9 protein-coding genes are annotated in these 19,936 nt (G+C 45.1%); all 9 read left to right on the top strand.

What is annotated here, in order from left to right; all coding sequences use genetic code 11:
• The first annotated feature begins 65 nt into the window (after positions 1–65).
• The 9 genes from ACJJI6_RS21260 (at position 66) to ACJJI6_RS21300 (ending at position 19,934) form a co-directional block, all read left to right on the top strand.
• Positions 66–1,211, top strand: coding sequence for a D-alanyl-D-alanine carboxypeptidase family protein (locus ACJJI6_RS21260; protein WP_282931472.1), 1,146 nt, complete (start codon positions 66–68; stop codon positions 1,209–1,211).
• A gap of 167 nt (positions 1,212–1,378) precedes the next feature.
• Positions 1,379–1,660: an HP0495 family protein gene (locus ACJJI6_RS21265; RefSeq protein ID WP_282931473.1), complete on the top strand. Its 282-nt coding sequence runs from the start codon at positions 1,379–1,381 to the stop codon at positions 1,658–1,660.
• Positions 1,660–2,361, top strand: coding sequence for a lipoyl(octanoyl) transferase LipB (lipB, locus tag ACJJI6_RS21270; protein WP_444915656.1), 702 nt, complete (start codon positions 1,660–1,662; stop codon positions 2,359–2,361). The genes ACJJI6_RS21265 and lipB overlap by 1 nt, the downstream gene beginning before the upstream one ends.
• A complete protein-coding gene (gene lipA / locus ACJJI6_RS21275; RefSeq protein WP_282931475.1) occupies positions 2,354–3,337 on the top strand; it encodes a lipoyl synthase in 984 nt (327 codons plus the stop codon). Before lipB ends, lipA begins: the two co-directional genes overlap by 8 nt.
• Before the next feature lie 1,363 nt (positions 3,338–4,700).
• Positions 4,701–4,835 carry a hypothetical protein gene (locus ACJJI6_RS21280; protein ID WP_475711991.1) on the top strand — a complete coding sequence of 45 codons (135 nt, stop codon included), beginning with the start codon at positions 4,701–4,703 and terminating at the stop codon, positions 4,833–4,835.
• Positions 4,836–5,902: 1,067 nt separating this feature from the next.
• Positions 5,903–6,346 (top strand): hypothetical protein, encoded by a 444-nt coding sequence (locus ACJJI6_RS21285; RefSeq protein WP_475711992.1) that lies wholly within the window; start codon positions 5,903–5,905, stop codon positions 6,344–6,346.
• Between the two features lie 633 nt (positions 6,347–6,979).
• On the top strand, positions 6,980–7,303 hold the full coding sequence (locus tag ACJJI6_RS21290) for a hypothetical protein (protein WP_475711993.1): 324 nt from the start codon (positions 6,980–6,982) through the stop codon (positions 7,301–7,303).
• A gap of 177 nt (positions 7,304–7,480) precedes the next feature.
• Positions 7,481–9,523 (top strand): BamB-related PQQ repeat family beta-propellar protein, encoded by a 2,043-nt coding sequence (locus ACJJI6_RS21295; protein WP_475711994.1) that lies wholly within the window; start codon positions 7,481–7,483, stop codon positions 9,521–9,523.
• Positions 9,524–10,130: 607 nt separating this feature from the next.
• Positions 10,131–19,934 carry an Ig-like domain-containing protein gene (locus ACJJI6_RS21300; RefSeq protein WP_475711995.1) on the top strand — a complete coding sequence of 3,268 codons (9,804 nt, stop codon included), beginning with the start codon at positions 10,131–10,133 and terminating at the stop codon, positions 19,932–19,934.
• Positions 19,935–19,936 lie beyond the last annotated feature (2 nt).

Raw genomic sequence — 19,936 nt, forward strand, 5'->3', positions numbered from 1 at the left:
ATTAACCTTGTAGATTTCGTTGCAGGTTAAGCCAACGAAAACGAGGAATGACGAGACATATACCTATGATCACACGGATTATCGCCTGTTCTTTCCTGTTGTTATGTGCGGGCCTGGCCCAGGCGCAATCTCTTATCCCTGCACCGCCTCAATTGGCGGCAAAGTCTTACCTGCTCTTAGATGCCAATACCGGTCAGGTCCTGGTTGAGCACGAGGCGGATACTCCGGTACCGCCGGCAAGCCTAACCAAGATGATGACGGCCTATATCGTTTCTGAGGAGATCCTTAAGGGAAGCATCAAAGAAAACGATATGGTTCGTATCTCTGAAAAGGCCTGGCGCAAGGGTGGCTCCAAGATGTTTGTTAAAGTGGGTGACCAGGTGCCGGTTATCGACTTGATGCGCGGTGTGATTATTCAATCCGGTAACGATGCGAGTATCGCCCTGGCAGAACACGTCTCCGGTAGTGAGGAGGTCTTTGCCGAAGTTATGAACCAGCAGGCAGAGCTGCTGGGAATGGAAGATACTAACTTCGTCAACGCCACTGGCTGGCCTGCAGAGGGGCATGTAACGACTGCCCATGACCTGGGTGTACTGGCGCGCGCGCTGATAATGGACCACCCAGAGCATTACGATATTTATTCCGAGAAGTATTTCAGCTACTCCGGCATTAACCAGCCCAACCGCAACCGTTTGCTGTGGCGCGATTCCTCTGTAGATGGAATTAAGACCGGCCATACGGAAGAAGCAGGGTACTGCCTGGTAGCTTCTGCAATGAAGCGCGGCATGCGCCTGGTTGCTATTGTTGTCGGCACCGACAGTGATGAGAAGCGCGCCTCTGAAACCCAAAAACTGCTCGCCTACGGCTTCCGCTACTACCAAACCCACAAGGTCTATGGTCAGGGTGAAGAGTTGCAGACGGAGCGTGTCTGGGGTGGTAAAGAGCCCAGCGTGGGTATTGCCGTAGCTAAAGATGTATTCGTTACCATCCCCCGAGGCGGTGAGGAAGGCATTAAGGCCGACCTGATTGTGGATGGCGAGCTGGAAGCGCCTGTGCAAAAGGGCCAGCCAGTAGGTAAAGTTGTTGTGACCCTGGATGGTGAGACTGTCGCCGATGTTAAAGCCGTTGCTGCCGAAGATGTGGAGCGTGCCGGTTTCTTCAAGCGCATGTGGGACTCCATCAAGCGCTTTGTAATGGGCTTTTTTAGCTAATTGCTGATTTAGGGATGGGAATGATTCCCATCCCTGTCCATCCCTCCCCACTCTCTGTCCACTTCCCCTTTTGCTCACTGTCCACTGCTGTTTAGCCGCTGTATAATCGCCGCCCGGCTGTGCCTAAGCTTTTCTCAATATCTAACAGCCCGGCCCCGGAGAGTGGTATGAGTCAAGATCCCAATCAAAAAGCCCCGAAAATTGAATTTCCCTGCGAAGACTACATGGTCAAGGTCGTGCGTGATGCCAATGATGAGGCGCACGAATTTGTACTGGATGTGATGCGTCGCCATGCCCCCGGCCTGGATGAAGAGCGCGTTACCTTGCGTGACAGTAGTACTGGTAAATTCACCTCAATGACTTTCTTTATCCTCGCCACTGGTGAGGAGCAGCTCAAAGCATTATTTGAAGAACTGAAACAGCACCCCGCTGTGCATATGGTGCTCTGATGACCATTGTTCGCGATCTTGCGCGGCGAGATTACAAGAGTGTCTGGCAGGCTATGTCGCGCTATACCGATAGTCGCGATGGCGAAACTGCCGACGAGATCTGGTGTGTAGAGCACGAGCCGGTTTTCACCCAGGGGCAGGCAGGCAAAGCCGAGCACCTGCTGAATACCGGTGATATACCCGTGGTTCAGGTGGATCGTGGGGGACAGGTGACTTATCACGGCCCCGGCCAGTTGGTGGTGTACCCATTGCTGGACCTGCGCAGAGCAAAAATCGGCGTGCGTGATCTGGTCACTGCCCTAGAAACTGCCACGGTGGCAATGCTGGAAACCTTTGGTGTTGCAGCGGCACCCAGGGCCGATGCGCCTGGGGTCTACCTCACTGAAGGCCCACGTGCGGGGAGTAAAATTGCCTCTATCGGATTGCGAGTTCGGCGGGGGTGCAGTTTCCACGGTATCGCCATCAATATCGATATGGATCTGGCTCCATTCCTGCGGATCAACCCCTGTGGCTATGCGGGGATGCAGATGGTGCAGATGGCAGAAATATTGGAACCAACCCCGAGTTGGAGCCAGGTCGCCGAGATTTTTGTACGCGAGCTACTCCACACTCTTCAGTTGCCCGACGCCCAGTGGCAACCCATTGATGAAAAAGTATTTGCGCAGCTGAGCGCAGAACAGCAGGAATTAAGTAATGGCTGATAAACCCGACCTGGTGCCCGTTAAGCGCACTCGCCGCCTCCAGCAGGGGGAGAAACTTCGCGATGGCGATAAGGTAGAGCGTATCCCGGTGAAGGTAATTGCCAGCGATAACCTGCTGCGTAAGCCTGACTGGATTCGCGTAAAGGTTCCCGCTTCAAAAGAAGTGGATCGCATCAAAAATATTCTCCGCTCACAAAAACTGTCAACGGTTTGTGAAGAGGCGAGCTGCCCTAATTTGGGAGAGTGCTTTAGTGGCGGTACCGCGACATTTATGATCATGGGTGAAATCTGTACCCGTCGCTGTCCTTTCTGCGACGTAGGCCACGGTAAGCCCAATCCACTGGACCCGGAAGAGCCTAAGAACCTGGCGGATGCCATTGCTGCAATGAGTTTGCGCTATGTGGTAATCACCTCTGTTGACCGGGATGACTTGCGCGATGGTGGCGCCGAGCATTTTGCCAATTGTATTCGTGAATCGAGAGCGCAATCCCCGAACCTGCAAGTGGAAATTCTCACTCCGGATTTCCGCGGCCGTATGGATGTAGCGCTGGACATTCTGGAGAAAGAAGCTCCGGATGTGTTTAACCACAATTTGGAAACTGTGCCACGCCTGTATAAAGAGTCTCGTCCCGGTGCCAATTACAAGTGGTCTTTAAAGCTGCTGCAGGAATACAAAAAGCGTCGCCCTGACGTACTGACCAAGTCCGGGTTGATGGTTGGCCTGGGTGAGGAGAAAGAGGAAATTTTCCAGGTAATGGACGATATGCGCGAGCATGATATCGATATGCTTACGATCGGCCAGTATCTGCAACCGAGTAAAGAACACTTGCCGGTGCAGCGCTACGTCCACCCGGATGAGTTTGAAGAGTATCGCCGCTACGCCGAGCAAATCGGCTTTAAGCACGCGGCCTGTGGTCCCTTGGTGCGCTCTTCCTACCATGCCGATAAGCAGGCTCATGGAGAGAAAGTGGGTTAAGTCGGGGGAATAAGTTGATTTGTTAAGGGTGCTTTCATGCACCCTTTTTTTATCATTTTCCCCAGATTATATGTATACCAACCCGAACTGCCAGCTCGTAAACATATTCAGTTGCTAATCGTTGGAGCTAATGTTAGCCGATCCCAAGAGCGTGTTATGAAAGCTCCTAGCCAGACTTTAGAGATGCAGCGAAAAATCATATACTGAAAAATTCTGGTGATACATGGATCTCGTTGTATTCTTCACAAGATCCCAAATTACTCCAAACAAAATTTATATTCTTTTGGGCTATTTTAGCTGTAAGCAAAGTTGAGTAGGCCCGAGTTACTTGGATTTCGTCAGGGAAATCAACTTTGCACCAATTTTGGGAGCAGGTCTTATTTGTTTGAAAGTATACACCTCCATTTTTATGGGTTATCAATCGTGTAACTTGCTCGGTACAGTTAATTGCGGCATTTGCACTCGTAGCGCAAAGGATGAACATAAGGCTAAAAGTTATTTTGTATAGCATAGAAAAGTTTCCTGAAGTTTTTACTTGCTTTGTATGGAGGTGGGTTTATTGTTTTATTTACAAGGTTGATAGTTTATTTGTTTGCGCATGAATATTGATTTCCTTTTTTAAAATTTGGGCTCGTAAGTGTCTTTAAGGTGTTATTTCGATTTTCAATGCAAGCTTGTCAGGGTTTTTCAGCTTGAAAGGATTGGTGTGCGAAGATATTTTTTTTGGTATTTCGGGAATTACAATTAACTTGTACTACTGTTTTAAATGACCTCTAAATTTTTAGTTTTCTAGAGAGAAGTTTAACAGCTGGTTGAAGCTTTTATTCGGATTAAAATACCAGTGACCTGAATGAATGTATAGTGTATGGTAAGTTTGCAAAGAACATGAATCCCTATTTTGCTGTAATTCATGGCTAATGGATAGGAATTGGATGAGTTCCGCTCCGAAATTGGAGGTTCAGCCATGCCAAGGGTTTAACAATGGTTGTGCCGTATTCTAAGTCCCTTCGATTCTTCAGGGAATTTTCCCCAAGCTTTCCTAGCTATCTCTCTCTTTATATTGATAGCTTCTGCATTTACCGAAACTAATACTAGTCTTACTTTCGACTCACCGAGTGATGGCACATGTGTATCTAGTCGATTTCCAGAGTTTAGGTTAAAGCTTGAAGGGGTGGCAGGTTTAAATGATCTGTCCCTCATTGTAGGAAGCAGCCCTTCACCTCAGAATGCCTGTACCTTGGGAAAAACTAGTATTTTTGCTTATTGCTCTCTATCGGTGAGTTAAGATAACGGTTGGCAGTCAATCTCGGCTCTTCTCTATGATGGTGATTCTCTTGTTGCGTAAGCGAATGTCTCTATCGCTGTGAATCTAGATGAGGGTGGGGTTCCTGACCATCTTGATAAATGTGGTGGTACCGCAGAAACAGATGAAGTTGATTTGGATGGCTGTTCCTCTATCCAGCTAGATAGTGATGGAGATGGTACATCTTATGAGTAACGACGCCAGATTCGAGCTGTAAGGAAAATGATAAGAGGTAGAGGGCAATCGATAGGGAATTGGAGTCGGTCAGCCTGCGGTTGGTAAAGAGCTGACTCGCAATTGGGAAGGCAACATCTACTGCTATAAACAAATACAATGAATGATCGAAGAGCGTCGTAGACAAGTGTACCCAATACCATTGAACTAAAAAATAGTAAGCTGAAACAAAAATTGACCACAGAGTAATCTTATGTTAGGTGGGACAAAAAGAAAGCCTGTTAGTCAGCCATAAAGCCATTTACGTACAGTCTAGATTGATAAGCAGAATGGTATACAGGAACTTATGGTGTATCGATAGCCCCCAGCGAGGGGAAAGCTCTATCGGGAGCACATTAAGAGCGTGATGATTATCGAACAGCTACCATAGGTCGTCGATGATAAATCACTTATCGGCGACTGCGAAATTGATATTGTTTTAGGAAAAAGCCATCGTGATACGATGGTCACAATCGTAGATTGTAAGAGCAGGCCCACACACACTCTCAGTAAGTTGAATACAAGACGGCAGGGCTAGTTATTCAGTTTACGATTACGCTACTTGAATTTTATGAGCGTTTAGTGCTTACCATCACTGAGTATAATGGTAAATAAATTTCCCAGCATGAGAGGGTTAGTGAAGCTCTGGATGCTGAGATCCATTTTAAGCATTCGTATGCGTCTTAGAGTATAGGTCTAAACGAAACTAAGAGAGGCTTGTTGTGTCATTTTTTTCGAAAAACTATGACTACAAGCTTGTGCTTGAACAAGAAGTTAAAGGCGTTGTTGAATGCTTAAATGATCGCCCCAGGAAAGCGTTGGACTTTTAAAGTCCTGGCTAGATATTGAAAGATGAGATGACTGTGACTACTGCTTAGGATGGTGTAATTTGAATCATGGTTTTATAGGCTGCCGTTGATCGTTATAAGGTCTTCCAATTACCGTCTAAGTTTGCCAGCTTTCAGTAGTCTGCGTGAGATTTGTGGGCTCTCAATTGAGATGCAGATAACCCCAGAAGTTAGTTCCATTTTAAGTCGGCTGATTGAGTTATGAAAAGTGTTAAGTTTATTGTAATCGTTTTGCTTTCGGTTTTATCTGCTGGATGTTCATTAGAAGTTAATGATGATGACGTGTTGTATCAAGGGTACATGAGAAATTTGGACCTGGTGTACGATTATTACAAGCTAACTGCCGACCAAATAGAAACAGACTCTATACTTGTTAACTACTTAATAGGGGTGGGTACACTTTCGATGTCGATTGTAAATGATATGGAAGTCTCTCCTAGGGAAAATCGGTTTCTCTGCATGTCAGACAGAAGGGTTCATGAAATTAAGGATGATTTAAAAGTTAGGTTTCAGAAGGGGGGATTGGATCCTTTTTTGAAGGATACATTAAAGAGCTCTAGAGAAATAATTGATGAGATAAAGAATGAATTTAATATTGACTGTGAAAGTAAGTTAAAGCAATTTAAAGCTAACTTTCATGGGTAGCTTGAGTTCGGGGAATAAGTGTAGTTGGTAAGGGGGCTTCGCAGGTAGAAACGGTTACTTTCTCGACCAAGAGAGAGGCACCTAAGAGCTTCTGCTGGCTTAGCTGAAGTGAACGATGTCAAATAACAGATTTAGAAATGCTGAATGTTAACAGAGAGAAATAGATAAATTATTGCCTCCCCCTGGTTAGGGGTTATGAAGTAACTATATTTTGCGATGATATTGTTCAGGGCGAGCACATAAATTTTCAGGTCTTAGGTGTGGGCAATTGTATAAATTATAGAAAGTAACTGATTGCCCTTAATAGTTGAAGTTAATATAACATATAAAGTTTTTAATTTATATGCCTTGCTTTAGGTTAAGTTAGTGTAGGAACAATGCACGCATGGACTGGAGTGTGATGTAAAGCCGGTCTTAAAGGTGAAATGGATGAACAGACTCATGTAGTTTATCTTCTGGTAGTAAGGCAAAATGAAGTAGGGGTAGGAATCAATACGCCAGTTTTTCTTGGTGCAACAATGTAATTTGCTTGAGCTGCAGAGATTTATAGTTATTTTTTGAAATAAAAAGGTTTAAGGTTGAATAATATTCTGATAAGGAATCGAATTCATAGGGCTGCAAAAGGGATATATAATGTTTAAAAAAGTATTGGCTATTTTGTGTTTTTTAGCGCCAGTGAGTATTTTGGCTCATTCAAGTACAGGAAGTATATCTATTACTAAATTACAAAGCTGGAATGGCGGTGGGGTTTTTATTAAAACGGATGAGTTGGAGATAAGTAATCCCGCAGGGTGTGCTATTACTGATCAATATGTCCTATCCCCAAATGCATCTGAAATGTCACAGTCTATGCTGCTTAGCTCATATATTGCTGGGCAAAAACTGAATCTAATAGTGTATGGTGATGGCTGTGAAAATGATAGGCCTATGATAGTTGCGGTTACATTTCATAAATAAAGTAAGAAGTAGCTCGGCGATATTTGTCATCGGCACCTTTTGTGTTGCCTGGTGGCAATACTTATTTCTGGCAGTTGTCTATTTTGTACCAGGTTTGTCAGTAAGTCGTTTTTTTCTTGAAGATGAAAAAAAATTCTGTGAAAATGCTCACGAATAAGAAAGTGGTTTTTTCTGTAGTTGGTTGTTGCAGTTTTTGGTCGGGATGCTAAAAGTGTAATCTTTCGATTCGCGAAAAATCTGGCCATCATCAAGGATGAAAAAATGGTTGGATCGCTCGCTGAGCCTCTTCATAAAATGGAAGCTAAAGTAGTTTCTATTTTCTTCTCTTTCTTCATTGTGTTTTCTACCTGTCCTGTTGTTGCAGCCACAACTGCATCTGTATCAATAAATGCTCCAGGTAATGATACGCTAGTTTCAGATAGGTTTCCTGGTGTCGAAGTTTCACTTGCTAACGTTCAAAATCTAACAAATCTTGAGCTTAAAATAAGCCAGGGGAGTGGAGTAGAGAACTTATGTCTGATCGATTTGAATGAAAATATAGGGCTTTGTTCACTTGCAGTAAGTCTTGACGATGGCTGGCAGGCTATTGATGTGAGTTTGTATAGTGATGGAGGCCTGGTTTCCAAAGCAGCAATATCTGTTGCCGTAGATGAAGACCGTGATGGTATTGCAGATCATTTAGATAAATGTAAGAACACTATTGATACTGAGGCCGTAGATGTCGATGGTTGTAGCCCCGTGCAGTTGGATAGCGATGGCGATGGAATTTCAAATGTAGATGAATTTCTACTTATTTTACCTGCGATTAATATGCTACTTGACTCTCCTTTTGAGCCCGTAGAAGAACCTAAACCACTAGAAAATGCTATCGAAGATGGTTTGTTTTTCGAATCCCCAGCCCATAAAGCTCTGGTTGTAACCGATAAGCCCTCTTTGCGGCTGAGAGCTAACTCAAGTCTAGATTTAACTGGTGCAAAATTAACAGTCAGCATTGGTAACGGAAGTACAGAGTCTTGTAGCTTCGATCCTGATACAAAGGTTGGCAAGTGCGATTTAATAAAGCCGATAGGACATGAATGGACAGATATAGAGGCTGTCCTTTTTAAGTCTGATACACAGCTTGCTCGAAGTGTTATCTCAGTGGCGCTGGATAGCGATGAAGATGGAGTCGCTAATTTCGAAGATTTCTGTTCTTCAACTTCCCTAGATGAAACCGCGAATAGTTTAGGGTGTGCTCCATCTCAAATTGATTCTGATTTTGATGGTATCAGTGACATTGATGAGATAGCAGCTGGTAGTAATCCATTTAGCGGAAAAAGTTATCCGGCCGTTAAAATTAGTGCATTTACGGCATTGCCTGAAAAAATCTCTCGTGCTGGTGATAGTGTGGGGTTGAGCTGGATAACATCCGGTGCCACATCAGTTAGCCTTACTAACAATGCTGATGACTTTTCTTTTTCCCGACTACCTGATGAGGGTAATGCGAGGGTGTCGCCAAACTTCTCGACTACCTATACCGTAGTGGCTACGGGACCCGGAGGTAAGTCAAGTGCAAATGTTCAAGTTAAAGTAGGTGCATTTACGCCACAAAACCAGTGGGGAGAATCCCCTCTTGATCAAGTAGCTGAAGCGATTAGTGCTTCACTCACTGTTTCAGAAAGTGGAGCTGTTTTTTTGGGAGCCTTTGATAATAATTATTATCGTTTCTCACCTAAAGGTGATCTTGATTGGACGCTGAAAGATGTCGGTGTGGTGATGAATAAGGGCGCTATACAAGGAAGTACCATATTTATAGGCACCAGCAATTCAACTGGGGGAACTGTAGCAGCCCTTGATGGGGATAAAACCACCAGGTGGACATCAAAGACTGAGTCAGCAGTTATTGGAGGGCCGGTTCTTAATTCCACAGGCACAATTGTATATGCTGCGACATATGATGGCTCGGTATACGGATTTGATACTGTAGATGGTCAAGAGCAGTGGAGTTACCAGCTGCCCGAAGGTGAGACTGTAAGTGCAACACCTGCCTTGAGTCGGGATGGTGCGACCCTCTATGTGCACAGTAACTCCCATAATGTATATGCACTGAGTTTGCTGCCATCGCCCCTGTTAATGATGCGTAGTTCTCAGTCGTTATCCGGCCAGAGCCCTTCAAATAGTGAGCAATCTCAGACTAATGGCACTTTACTTTGGAAAAGTGATATTGGTAAAGAGGAATAAGAAAGTCGAGTAATGGCTTTAACCACTGTCTTCAACGTAATGGATGGTGGGCGTAGTGAATTATTTATAATGAACGATAGTGCAATGTAGTCTGCCAGTCGTCTTGCATATGGAACGGTTTGTTATGTCTTTTTGGGGATTACTCTGTAAAGTTAGATCAATAGTTAGCTCTATATTTCTCGCTTTATTATTTCTTTCTTGTTCAACTAAAGTTTGGGCGATTCAGTGGTTTTCAAATGACTACCGTGATTATTTTGAAAATATAGATGTGACTTTTAGTGTCACTCCGAACTCCATAAGCAAAGATGGGAAAATTAAACTTAAAGTTGTAACAGAATCCAATGGTTACTCCTCTGGTTCATTCACTTGGCCAAGTTTGCGAGATGATGGAAAAATAATTTCTACTCCTTGCATGATCTACCAAAGTACGGACGGAGGAAGCACCTGGAGTCGGATACCGGAGAATTTCTCTTTTTTTACTGGTTTGGAAGGATTTCTTCCAGAAATTGACTGTAACCCGAACACCTTTGGTAGAGCGGGTAAACAGACCATTTTGTCTGCCACCATAACCCGGAATGTTAATAAAACTTATAAATTTAAGTTCAGAATGGCGACTGGTCCAGGTATAGGAGCAGATCCGGTAGACTATTGGACAACTCCCGTTGAAGCCGTAACCGTTGATATTCCGGAAAGACCAGGCAAAGTAAGAATTACCTCAGCTACTGGTGAAAAAGAGGCTGCCGATGGTGTTTTCACTATTAAATGGGCTAAACCTTCTGGGGATGTTAATACTTATAAAATACGGGAGTACTATAAACGAGGTAATGTTACTTCCGACCCAAAATATATCACAGTAAACAAAAACACTTACAGCTATACTCCCCCCAAAAAGCCAGCTTCAACTACTTACTACTATAAAGTTAAGGGGTGTAATGAACTCAATCAATGTAGTAATGAGTGGAGTGATCCTCGGGCTGTTAAAGTAAGAACCAATGAAAAGCCGACAGTTAAATTACAGGCTCCAACTCACGGCAAGACCTACCGGCCAGGTGATATAAAAACCATTTACGCCACTGCATCAGACTATAACGGTATTAACCAGGTAGAGTTTTTTCGTAGTGCGAGCAGCTCCGGTAGCAAACCAGCTTCGTTAGGATATAGTACCTCTGATAATGGTGATTGTAATGGCTGTTACCGTATTAATTGGCCTGCAAACTCTATTTTAGGAGAAAATATCTATATTTGGGCTGTAGCTAAAGACACCCTTGGGCTGAAAAATACGATAGACGATACGAATACAGTAAAAATTACAATTCTAGATAATGAACAGCCTGTTGGCTGGCTAAATAGTCTGCCATCCTCTATTACTCAATATGATAACGTTGTGTTAACTGCAACTGCCTCTGACAATGATGGAAGTGTGGCATCAGTTGAGTTTTTTGTCGGCGGATCCAGTTTAGGTATTGATAGAACTTCACCTTATACGGCTAATTGGAATGATGTGCCAGATGGGAATCATTTACTATCGATAGTTGTTACGGATAATGAGGGGTTGTCTAAGACTTCCAATCCAGTAACCGCTAGTGTAAAAGCACTAGACCCACCAGCTCCTCCTAGCAGTTTAAATATTGATGGATATACCGATCCAGTTCCAGAAAACACTACAGGGTCTTATACCGTCAATTGGAGCGATGCTGGTGAATATTATGTTCTTGAACAATTAAAAGTAGGAGTTGACAGCGTATTTAAGTCAATTCCTTTAGCGAACAATAAAATTACTGGGCAATACATACCCAATCAAGGTGCGGGCACTTATAAGTATCGAGTATATGCTTGCAATAGGGCTGGTTGTAGCTCTCAACCTAGCCCAGAAATATCAATAGAAGTAGTTAAAGAAAGTCCTAAATCCCCCCCAAAACTTGTAGCTGTCCCTGCGGGAAATGAAGCTCTCTTCACAAGTAACTACCAGTTACGATGGGACGCGTTTAACCAACAGGAAGGGGGCGCAAGGCCTACTTATTATGTATTACAGGAAAAATCAGGAGGGCTAGAGACCTCTGGAAAATGGACTGTGCTTTCCTCCAATAGCCTTTCCAACAGTTTTTCTGTAGAGCGTAAGAGCCCAGGAGTTTATAGCTATCAAGTTATGGCATGTAATGTCATAGGGTGTAGCGAACCAGGGGAAATAGTCACATTAACAGTAGTTCCACCCTATTTTTCAGCGGCAGCTGTCTCATGCGACGGTCAATGTATCTCACTTTCTGTTAACGGGCTGGACCCGGAGGGCTCGATCCTGTTGAGCGCGATACATTCCAAGCTATTTGACTTGTCTATTTCTGCTAAAGATCTCAACTGGCAATCCTCTACAGAGTTTGAGCTTGCAATAGTTCCTGAGATGGAGCTTTATAAAGGCCTGTTCGAGCTTGGTGTCCGAGTAACTGCTGTTAACCCTAATAGTGCCAAAGGGGGTATAACTGTTTATGGAGATAAAGCTACAGAGATTATTGGCGAGAGTCAGTCGGCCCCAACCCTTTCCCCGGATGGCACCTTATATGTCGGTGCGGATGAAAAGCTATATGCCTTGAACACTGAGGACGGCTCCGTTCTTCCAGAGTGGCCTTTTACTACTGGAGGAATTATTAAAGCGAGCCCACGGATTGATGGAACGGATGGAACGATTTATGTTGGATCTTTAGACCACAGTCTCTATGCGGTAACTCCTTGGGCTATTCAAAAGTGGCGCTTAGAAACGGGGGGAGAGATCGTCTCCTCTGTTGTGATTGATGACAGCCGCGTGCTTTACTTTGGTTCTATGGATGGTGTGCTCTATGCCGTGAATGCACCTAATGGGAGTATAAAATGGACGTTCCCTGCGGATGGCGGCATTGCGGAAACGCCAGTCCTTGCCGGCAATGATACTCTGTACTTCACCACGGTAGACAGTAATCAAGTATTTGCAATTCCTCGCAGTAACCAGGGGCCTGGAAAGCTGGTCTGGGATAGTGTTGATGACTCTTTGATATGGGAAGAGATCGGCAATTGGAATCCAAATATCGCCCAATTGCCTGAATTTCTTACCGTTGCACGACTTTATCGAGGTCTTTTACAGCCACCACTAGCAATGAATAGAAAGGTACTAACTTTCTGGACTTATCAGCTATTGAGTGGCGACTATACGCAAGTCGACATTGCCAAAGCTTTTCTTAATTCGGATACGGGTCGTAGTATTTATGCTCCAGCATTAAGTAACACTAAATTTATAGACACTCTATATGAAAGAATTTTTCCCGGTCAGGGAGCTCCGCAGATAACCTGGGGTGGGGTAACGTATAGCCGTGCGATGCTGTTGGATATGTTATCTGGTGGCTATTCTCGTGAGCAAATAGCGGTGCTATTAACGCAGTCTCTTGAATTTAGTTATGCCACCAATACCCTTTTAAACTATAGCTTTGATTACCTTTATGAACAGGATTACAGCTGGGCAGTAACAACCTGTGACGAAGGAGATGAATATACTCGCGATTGCGACTCGGACGGGCTCCCTGACTGGTGGGAAATACTCTTTCTTGGGAGTACGGATTACGATAGCTCCGATGACCCAGATGGCGATGGAATTACTAATGGCGAAGCATTTGCAGGTAATCTGAGTCCATGTGATGCTGGTTGTTACAATGGAATCGTTGATCAACCACCGATCCCGGCAGGAATTCCTCAATTATCTGCAAGCGAGATAAAGACATCAGAATCAATAGGTGCATTATCTGGTAACTTCAGGGTCAATGAGACAGGCGCTGCGACTTATTCTATTCCCCTAAGTGTTCCTGTGGGCACTGCCGGTGTCGCGCCAGAGCTTGCTCTAAGCTACTCCAGTCGATCAGGCAATGGGCTTTTAGGGCAGGGGTGGAGCTTATCAGGGCTTTCTTCTATTAGCCGGTGTAATAAAACCCTGGACCAGGATGGTAAGGGTGCAGCGGTTTCGTGGAGCAAAGATGATCGATTTTGCTTGAATGGGCGCCGCCTGGTATTGGTTGAGGGAAGTTATGGAAAACCTGGATCACAGTACCGAACTGAAATAGATACCTATGTTTTAGTTACCGCTAAAGGAGGGACAGCAGGCCACCCCAGCTACTTTACGGTTGAAAGCAAAGACGGATCGATAAGTTATTTCGGTGACGGCAATAAATCACAACAAACTATTTCTGGAAAAGGTACTTCAACTTGGGCAATTAGCCGTACGGAAGATAGTGCGGGTAATGGTATAAATTATATTTATGCAAATGATGGTGGTCATCGTATACGGGAGATACGCTATGCCTATGGAGCGGGAGCAGTAGCTGAGGCCCGAGTCTCTTTTACTTATGATGATCGTATGGACGTGATCAACGGCTATTTTGCTGGCTCCCTGCTATCAGTTAAAAAGCGAATGACCGGCATTGAAATATTTGGTAGCGAAAGTGATGCCTTGCGTCGGTATGAGATTGATTATCTAGACAGTGGTTATGATCACCTGAGTCGAATTGAGTATATACGGGAATGTGCAGGCAATATTTGTAGGCCGGATACAGCCTTCGAATGGCATCTGCCTTCCATTATGCATAATCCTCAGTACTCAGACACGCTGCAGCTGAGCAAACAATTAGATCGCGCAGCCATTTCTCCCCGACCGGCGGATATCAATGGAGATGGTTTACTGGATATAATTTGGCTGGAACCAGATTGGGATCCCGATGGAAGGATCCATGATCAATATTTCAAGTATGTACTAGCTTCTGGTAATTCATTTACAAGAGAAAGATTAGCCTATAAGTACCAAGAGGATGTTGATACGCCTTATCAGTGGAGCATGATTGACTATAATGCGGACGGGCGCTCCGATTTGGCTATCTATGTGAGAGAGCGTGGCCACTGGGTAGTTCACCAGTCTCAACCGAGTTCGGCTGGAGTTTGGAACCTTCCTTCATCCAGTATTCCGCCTATCGACTTGCCTGTTTATGAAGAGGATGCGCGCTTCATAGATATCAATGGCGATGGACTTGCCGATGCGGTATCTGCCACTGGATATCAGTTACTCGAGCCCGATAGCTCCAAATCTACTTCCTCAGCCAATTACTATAAGTATGGTAATAAAAGGAGCTGGACGATTAGTGGACTACCGTCTTGGGGTGAACTTGACAGTAAATACGAAAGTACAGAGTTGTATCTGGATCCAGGTGCAGTAGGAGATTTCAATAATGATGGTCGGGTAGACCTTGTTTTTGTTGATACTAAGCAGACTTGGGAAGTTGATTTAACTAATTTCGACTTTTCTTCAGGTAGAGATGAAACCCTCATTTTGTCCAATCAACATACTCGGGTTTACTATGCATCCATTGATGGGGATAACCTGTTTATTGATGGTAAATTGTTGGATTTCGTGCAGGCGTCCTGGCCAGATAAAGAAAATAAAGAATATGAAACCACAGCACTTGAAAGACATGGGAGCCTTAAGCAGTCGCTACAGGTGGTCGATGTTAATAGTGATGGCTTGCTAGACTTAATTACACGAAATGGAGAAAACTATAAATATCGAATAAATACTGGCGATGGTTTCAATTCGGAGGTTAACCTCGGTACATTAAATAAAAAATTATCGTTCAGCTGGTTTGATTACGAAGGTGATGGTGACCTTGATGTGCTTTGGCGAGAGGAAGATGGCGCTAGTGAAAAGTTAGTTTTCCGTCGCTGGCAAAGCCGTACCAATAACTTCTCTGAGCCTGAAACTTTCAAGCGTGTGAATAGTTCCCGGGTTGGTGGTAAGGATATATTCCTAGATATGAATGGGGATGGGAGGACAGATTATCTCGAATTCCATGATGATTACCTCTATATCTATCATGCTGAGGAGCGCCAGGTTGCCCCTAATGTTATTTCTAAGATAACTAATGGTCTTGGGGCTGAAACTTATATTACCTACAGTGCAACAAATACCTCTGGCCACTACGCCCAGCTGGGAATCGGTGTAGCCCTTTCTGGTTATTGTTCTCGAGTTTCAAATTCTGACAGTAATGTAGAGGACTGGTGTTTAACTAATAAGGTTGCTAGTAGCAGCGAGTTCTATCAAGCCCTTAATTCTGATTGGCAACACTCTTTAACCCTTGGGAAAACCAATGTCGTTATGCCGTTATTGGGTAACCAATTCCTGGTGACTCGCATTGAAAGTTCGACTCCCGCTGCGGGTCACCAACCCGGTACGGTTGACAATCTTGCAACGAGTGGAATTCGCTATTTCTACGGAAATGCTCTTCTACAAGCGGGCGGAAGGGGCCATCTGGGGTTTGAGTCTATCCAGACTTTAGATGAACAAACCGGCGTAACCACGACCACCACCTATAGGCAGGACTTTCCCTTCATCGGTATGCCTCTACGTACAGAGCAGCGTACTGGTGATGGCGCTCTACTAAGTGAAGCGGATAATACCTGGGATATTCTGGGTATGGAGGATTCTTGGCCTGGGACTGCTAGAAGCGAAGGAACTATCTCTTTAGGCTCGTTAAAACCTTATATTTCCCAAACTATCGAATCCAGTTACGCCTTAAGAGCGAACGGTCAAGCTCAGGGGGAACATCTCAAAACTGTTACCACCCATACGGAGCAGGACATGCATGGTAATGCCACCAGGCTTACGGTAAATACCGAGGCCGCTAATGGTGATAACTACATTACCGACACCGAAAATGATTATGGTTCTGGTCGGCGAGTCAACTTCGTTAACCCTGATCACCAATTGAATGAGTATGAGGAACTAGGACGTCTTGTCTCTGCCAGAGTCACTCATAATCGTATTGAGGGGGGTGAGAGTGATTCTGCGGTTCGATATAGTGAATTTAGTTACTATGAAAATGGGTTTAAAGCAGGTCTCTTAAGAGAGGAAATCATCGAGCCGCTCTCCGATATCTTGCGAATCACTACTCTCTATGATTATGACCAGTTCGGTAACAAAATATTCGCGCAGCAGTCAGCGGCGAATGAAGAGAGCCGTTTCCAGCACTGGATTTACGATGTCAGTGGGCGCTTCGTAGATAGGGAAGAAAATGTTTATGGGCAAACCACATCCCTAGTATTGGAGCGTAATGAATATGGTCAGCCGACTCTGGTTGAGAACATTTCGGGTGTGCCTACATCATTCCGTTACGATAGGTTTGGCCAGCAATTACTAGAATATAGTGCTACAGGCTCACACAAAATAGTAATGCTGGGCCATGCCGGTGCTCAGTGCCCAGCAGCTGCTGTTTACCAAGTTACCGAACGCGTCGGCGGCGGTGGTGAATCTGTTACTTGCTTCGATATGCTGGCGCGGAAAATTCGTACCGCCGGGCGCGCTTTTGATGGAGGGTGGAACATTGTCGATATTCAGTATGACCAGCTGGGGCGGGTGAAGCATCAAAGCCAGCCTTATTCCCAGGGGCGTTCTCGTTACTGGACTACACAATATTACGACTTGATTGGGCGTATCGTCGGAACCGACTTACCCGGAGTTTCAGGGGTTAATGGCACTGGCTACGATGTTGCTGTGGAGTATGATGGTTATACGAGCTCATCTATAAATGCTAAAGGCCAGGTTCACCGGTCAACAAAAAATGCGTTGGGTGATCAGGTACGAGTCCAGGATAATTTGGGCAATGTGCAGGAGTTCCAATACGATGCCCAGGGTAACCTCCGATTCGTATTTAATCGTGGCGATGGCAGTCGCAACATTGTGACAGGTATGGAGTATGACCTGCTGGGACGTAAAACAAAGATGTCCGATCCTGACAAGGGGGAATGGGGTTACAAGTACACAGCTTATGGCGAGCTGTTCGAACAGACTGATGCCAATGGCCAAGTAGTAATTAATCGTTATGACCGCCTTGGCCGCTTAAAGGAGCGTACGGATAAAGATAGCTCTGGTGTAATTGTTGAGACTACGCAGTGGGGTTATAACAACGAGGTATCCTCGGATATTTATGGCACACCTGCGGGGGCCCTGCGTGAAGTGGTAGCCTTGGATAGTGGTTATATCCGCTTGCATGGTTACGATACTTTAGGCCGCCCACAAGAGACGATCACCAGTTTTGCTGATGGTGATGATCATTACGAAAGAAGTAATTACGACCAATACGGCCGCGTGTTCCAGGTGTTTGATGCGGGTGGTGATGGCAGCTGGGAGAGCAGTGCGATCCAGCATAAGTACAATGAGTATGGTTATTTAGAGCAAGTTATCGATGCCGAACAACTCAACCTTGCCACTGCGGAACAGTTTTATACTGTTATTCGCATGGATGCTCGGGGTAATGTCACTGAATATTTGAACGGGAATGGGATAACAACCCAAAAATTCATTGACCCCGCCACTGGTCGTCTTACTGGTAAAGTCGCCCATGTACTCGGGCTTGGGAATATTCAGGAGCTAAGTTACCAATGGGATGATGCGGGTAACCTGGAGTACCGGGAAGATCGCAGTGGTGACAAGGATCTTCATGAAAGCTTCAGTTACGATGGTTTGAATCGACTAGAGCGATCGCAAATCCAAGGACGCGATGCTCAAGATGTGCACTACGATGATTTGGGTAATATTACCTTCAAATCAGATGTTGGCACTTATAAATATTCTGAGCAGTGCAGTAACGGCGCGGGCCCTCATGCGGTGTGTGAAACCAGTGATGGTGTCAGCTACCAATACGATGACAATGGCAATATGACCTCTGATTCCAGCGGCCGCTCATTGCTGTATAGCACTTTCGATAAGCCTACTGAAATTACTAAAGATGGCCATAAAACCGAATTCCTTTATGGTCCAGAGCGCAAGCGTTTTCTTCGCAGAGATACGGCTACTGATGGTCAGGTAACTGAAACTCGTTATATTGGGAATGTGGAAAAAGTCACGACTGATGGTAATACCGAAGTGAAGCGGTATTTACCTGGTGGAGCCTTGGTGATTATTTCTGCTGGGCAGCGCAAGAGCCGTTATATGCATACGGATCACTTGGGCTCATTAGATGTCATAACCGAAATTAGTGGGGAAATAGCCAAAGACAGCAATGGAAATCAACAGGTCTTTAGCTTTGATGCCTGGGGTCAAAGGCGCAACGCTGTAGACTGGAGTGCTTTATTGGGTGATGAACTTACAGGCTTCTCATCCAGTTTAACCAGCCGCGGCTATACCGGCCACGAGATGTTGGATCAGGTTGGACTGGTCCATATGAACGGGCGCATCTACGATCCCCGCCTGGCCCGCTTCCTTCAGGCGGACCCCTATGTACAGTCGCCGGATTACAGCCAGTCTCATAATCGCTATGCGTATATATGGAATAACCCACTGAATTCCACCGATCCCAGTGGTTACTTCAGGCTTAGAGACTGGGTGGGAGTCATTGTTGCTGTAGTTGGTGCATGGATCTGTGGCAGCCCTTGCGCAGAATTTGGTTGGGAGATGGTCGCCCTTGGAGCCGCTTCTGGTGCAGCAAGTGCTGCCGCGAATGGAGGGAATGTTCTAGAGGGGGCTTTGATTGGGGGCATAAGTGCTGCTGCTTATGGAGCGGTAGGGCAAATGGACTTTGGTGGGCTGGGCTCGTTTGCAGGCGTTGCTGAATTCTCTGCTTATGGTATAGCTGGTGGTATTACCAGTGTGCTAAGAGGTGGAAAATTTGGGCATGGGTTTGTTTCCGCCGGTGTGAATCGGAGCGTTTCCGGGAAAGTTGATGGTGTTGGAGGATCAGGCCCTACAGGAGTAGCTTTACGAACGGTTGTAAAAGCTGTTGTTGGTGGAACTGTTTCTGAGGTTACAGGTGGCAAATTTGCCAATGGGGCTGCTACTGCTGCTTTCTACGAGTTGGTGGGTTCAGTTGAATTTAGTAACGTTTCAAATGTGGGCAAGATTGATTTCTCAACTGAAGGTACGGCTGCCGAGAGATATGAGCGATTTAAAAAGGTGTCAGAGGGCGAGAAAGGTATAGAATGGAAAGATTATTACAAAGGGGAGCAAAAAAATTCTGATGGCACTGTCACATCAAAAGACTTTACCGATGCAGCAGAGTTCCAAGCATGGCTCGCAGAGGAACTTCCTAAAGGAGCGGTATCGAGGGGCTGGGTCAGTGGAGTTACCACTACAACAAAAGTTTTTGGTCTTACAGTAAGTTCTACAATCGTTCTTTACCGATCAAGTGTTATGGGTTTTACGGGAAGACGATTTTTGCCCGATGGAAAAGAGGTGAGTGGATATTTCTCACCATTAGAGAGTGGCTATATAACTGTAGGACATGAAATCGCTCATAGATCTGGAGTTGAAGTGGGAGACAATTCTATTGCTCACCTTAGGTCTAATTTAAATGGTTACGATAGGTGCTTGGCTGCAGGGATGTGTAATTGGCAAGGCTGGTCCTTTGGAGATTTGTGATT

Source organism: Microbulbifer maximicatervae (SeqCode), assembly GCF_056232625.1.

What these genes read in the sequence shown, in the direction of transcription:
- ACJJI6_RS21285 (WP_475711992.1), top strand. Translation starts at nt 5,903, where the DNA reads ATGAAAAGTGTTAAGTTTATTGTAATCGTTTTGCTTTCGGTTTTATCT.
- ACJJI6_RS21260 (WP_282931472.1), top strand. Translation starts at nt 66, where the DNA reads ATGATCACACGGATTATCGCCTGTTCTTTCCTGTTGTTATGTGCGGGC.
- ACJJI6_RS21265 (WP_282931473.1), top strand. Translation starts at nt 1,379, where the DNA reads ATGAGTCAAGATCCCAATCAAAAAGCCCCGAAAATTGAATTTCCCTGC.
- ACJJI6_RS21300 (WP_475711995.1), top strand. Translation starts at nt 10,131, where the DNA reads ATGGCGACTGGTCCAGGTATAGGAGCAGATCCGGTAGACTATTGGACA.
- lipA (WP_282931475.1), top strand. Translation starts at nt 2,354, where the DNA reads ATGGCTGATAAACCCGACCTGGTGCCCGTTAAGCGCACTCGCCGCCTC.
- lipB (WP_444915656.1), top strand. Translation starts at nt 1,660, where the DNA reads ATGACCATTGTTCGCGATCTTGCGCGGCGAGATTACAAGAGTGTCTGG.
- ACJJI6_RS21290 (WP_475711993.1), top strand. Translation starts at nt 6,980, where the DNA reads ATGTTTAAAAAAGTATTGGCTATTTTGTGTTTTTTAGCGCCAGTGAGT.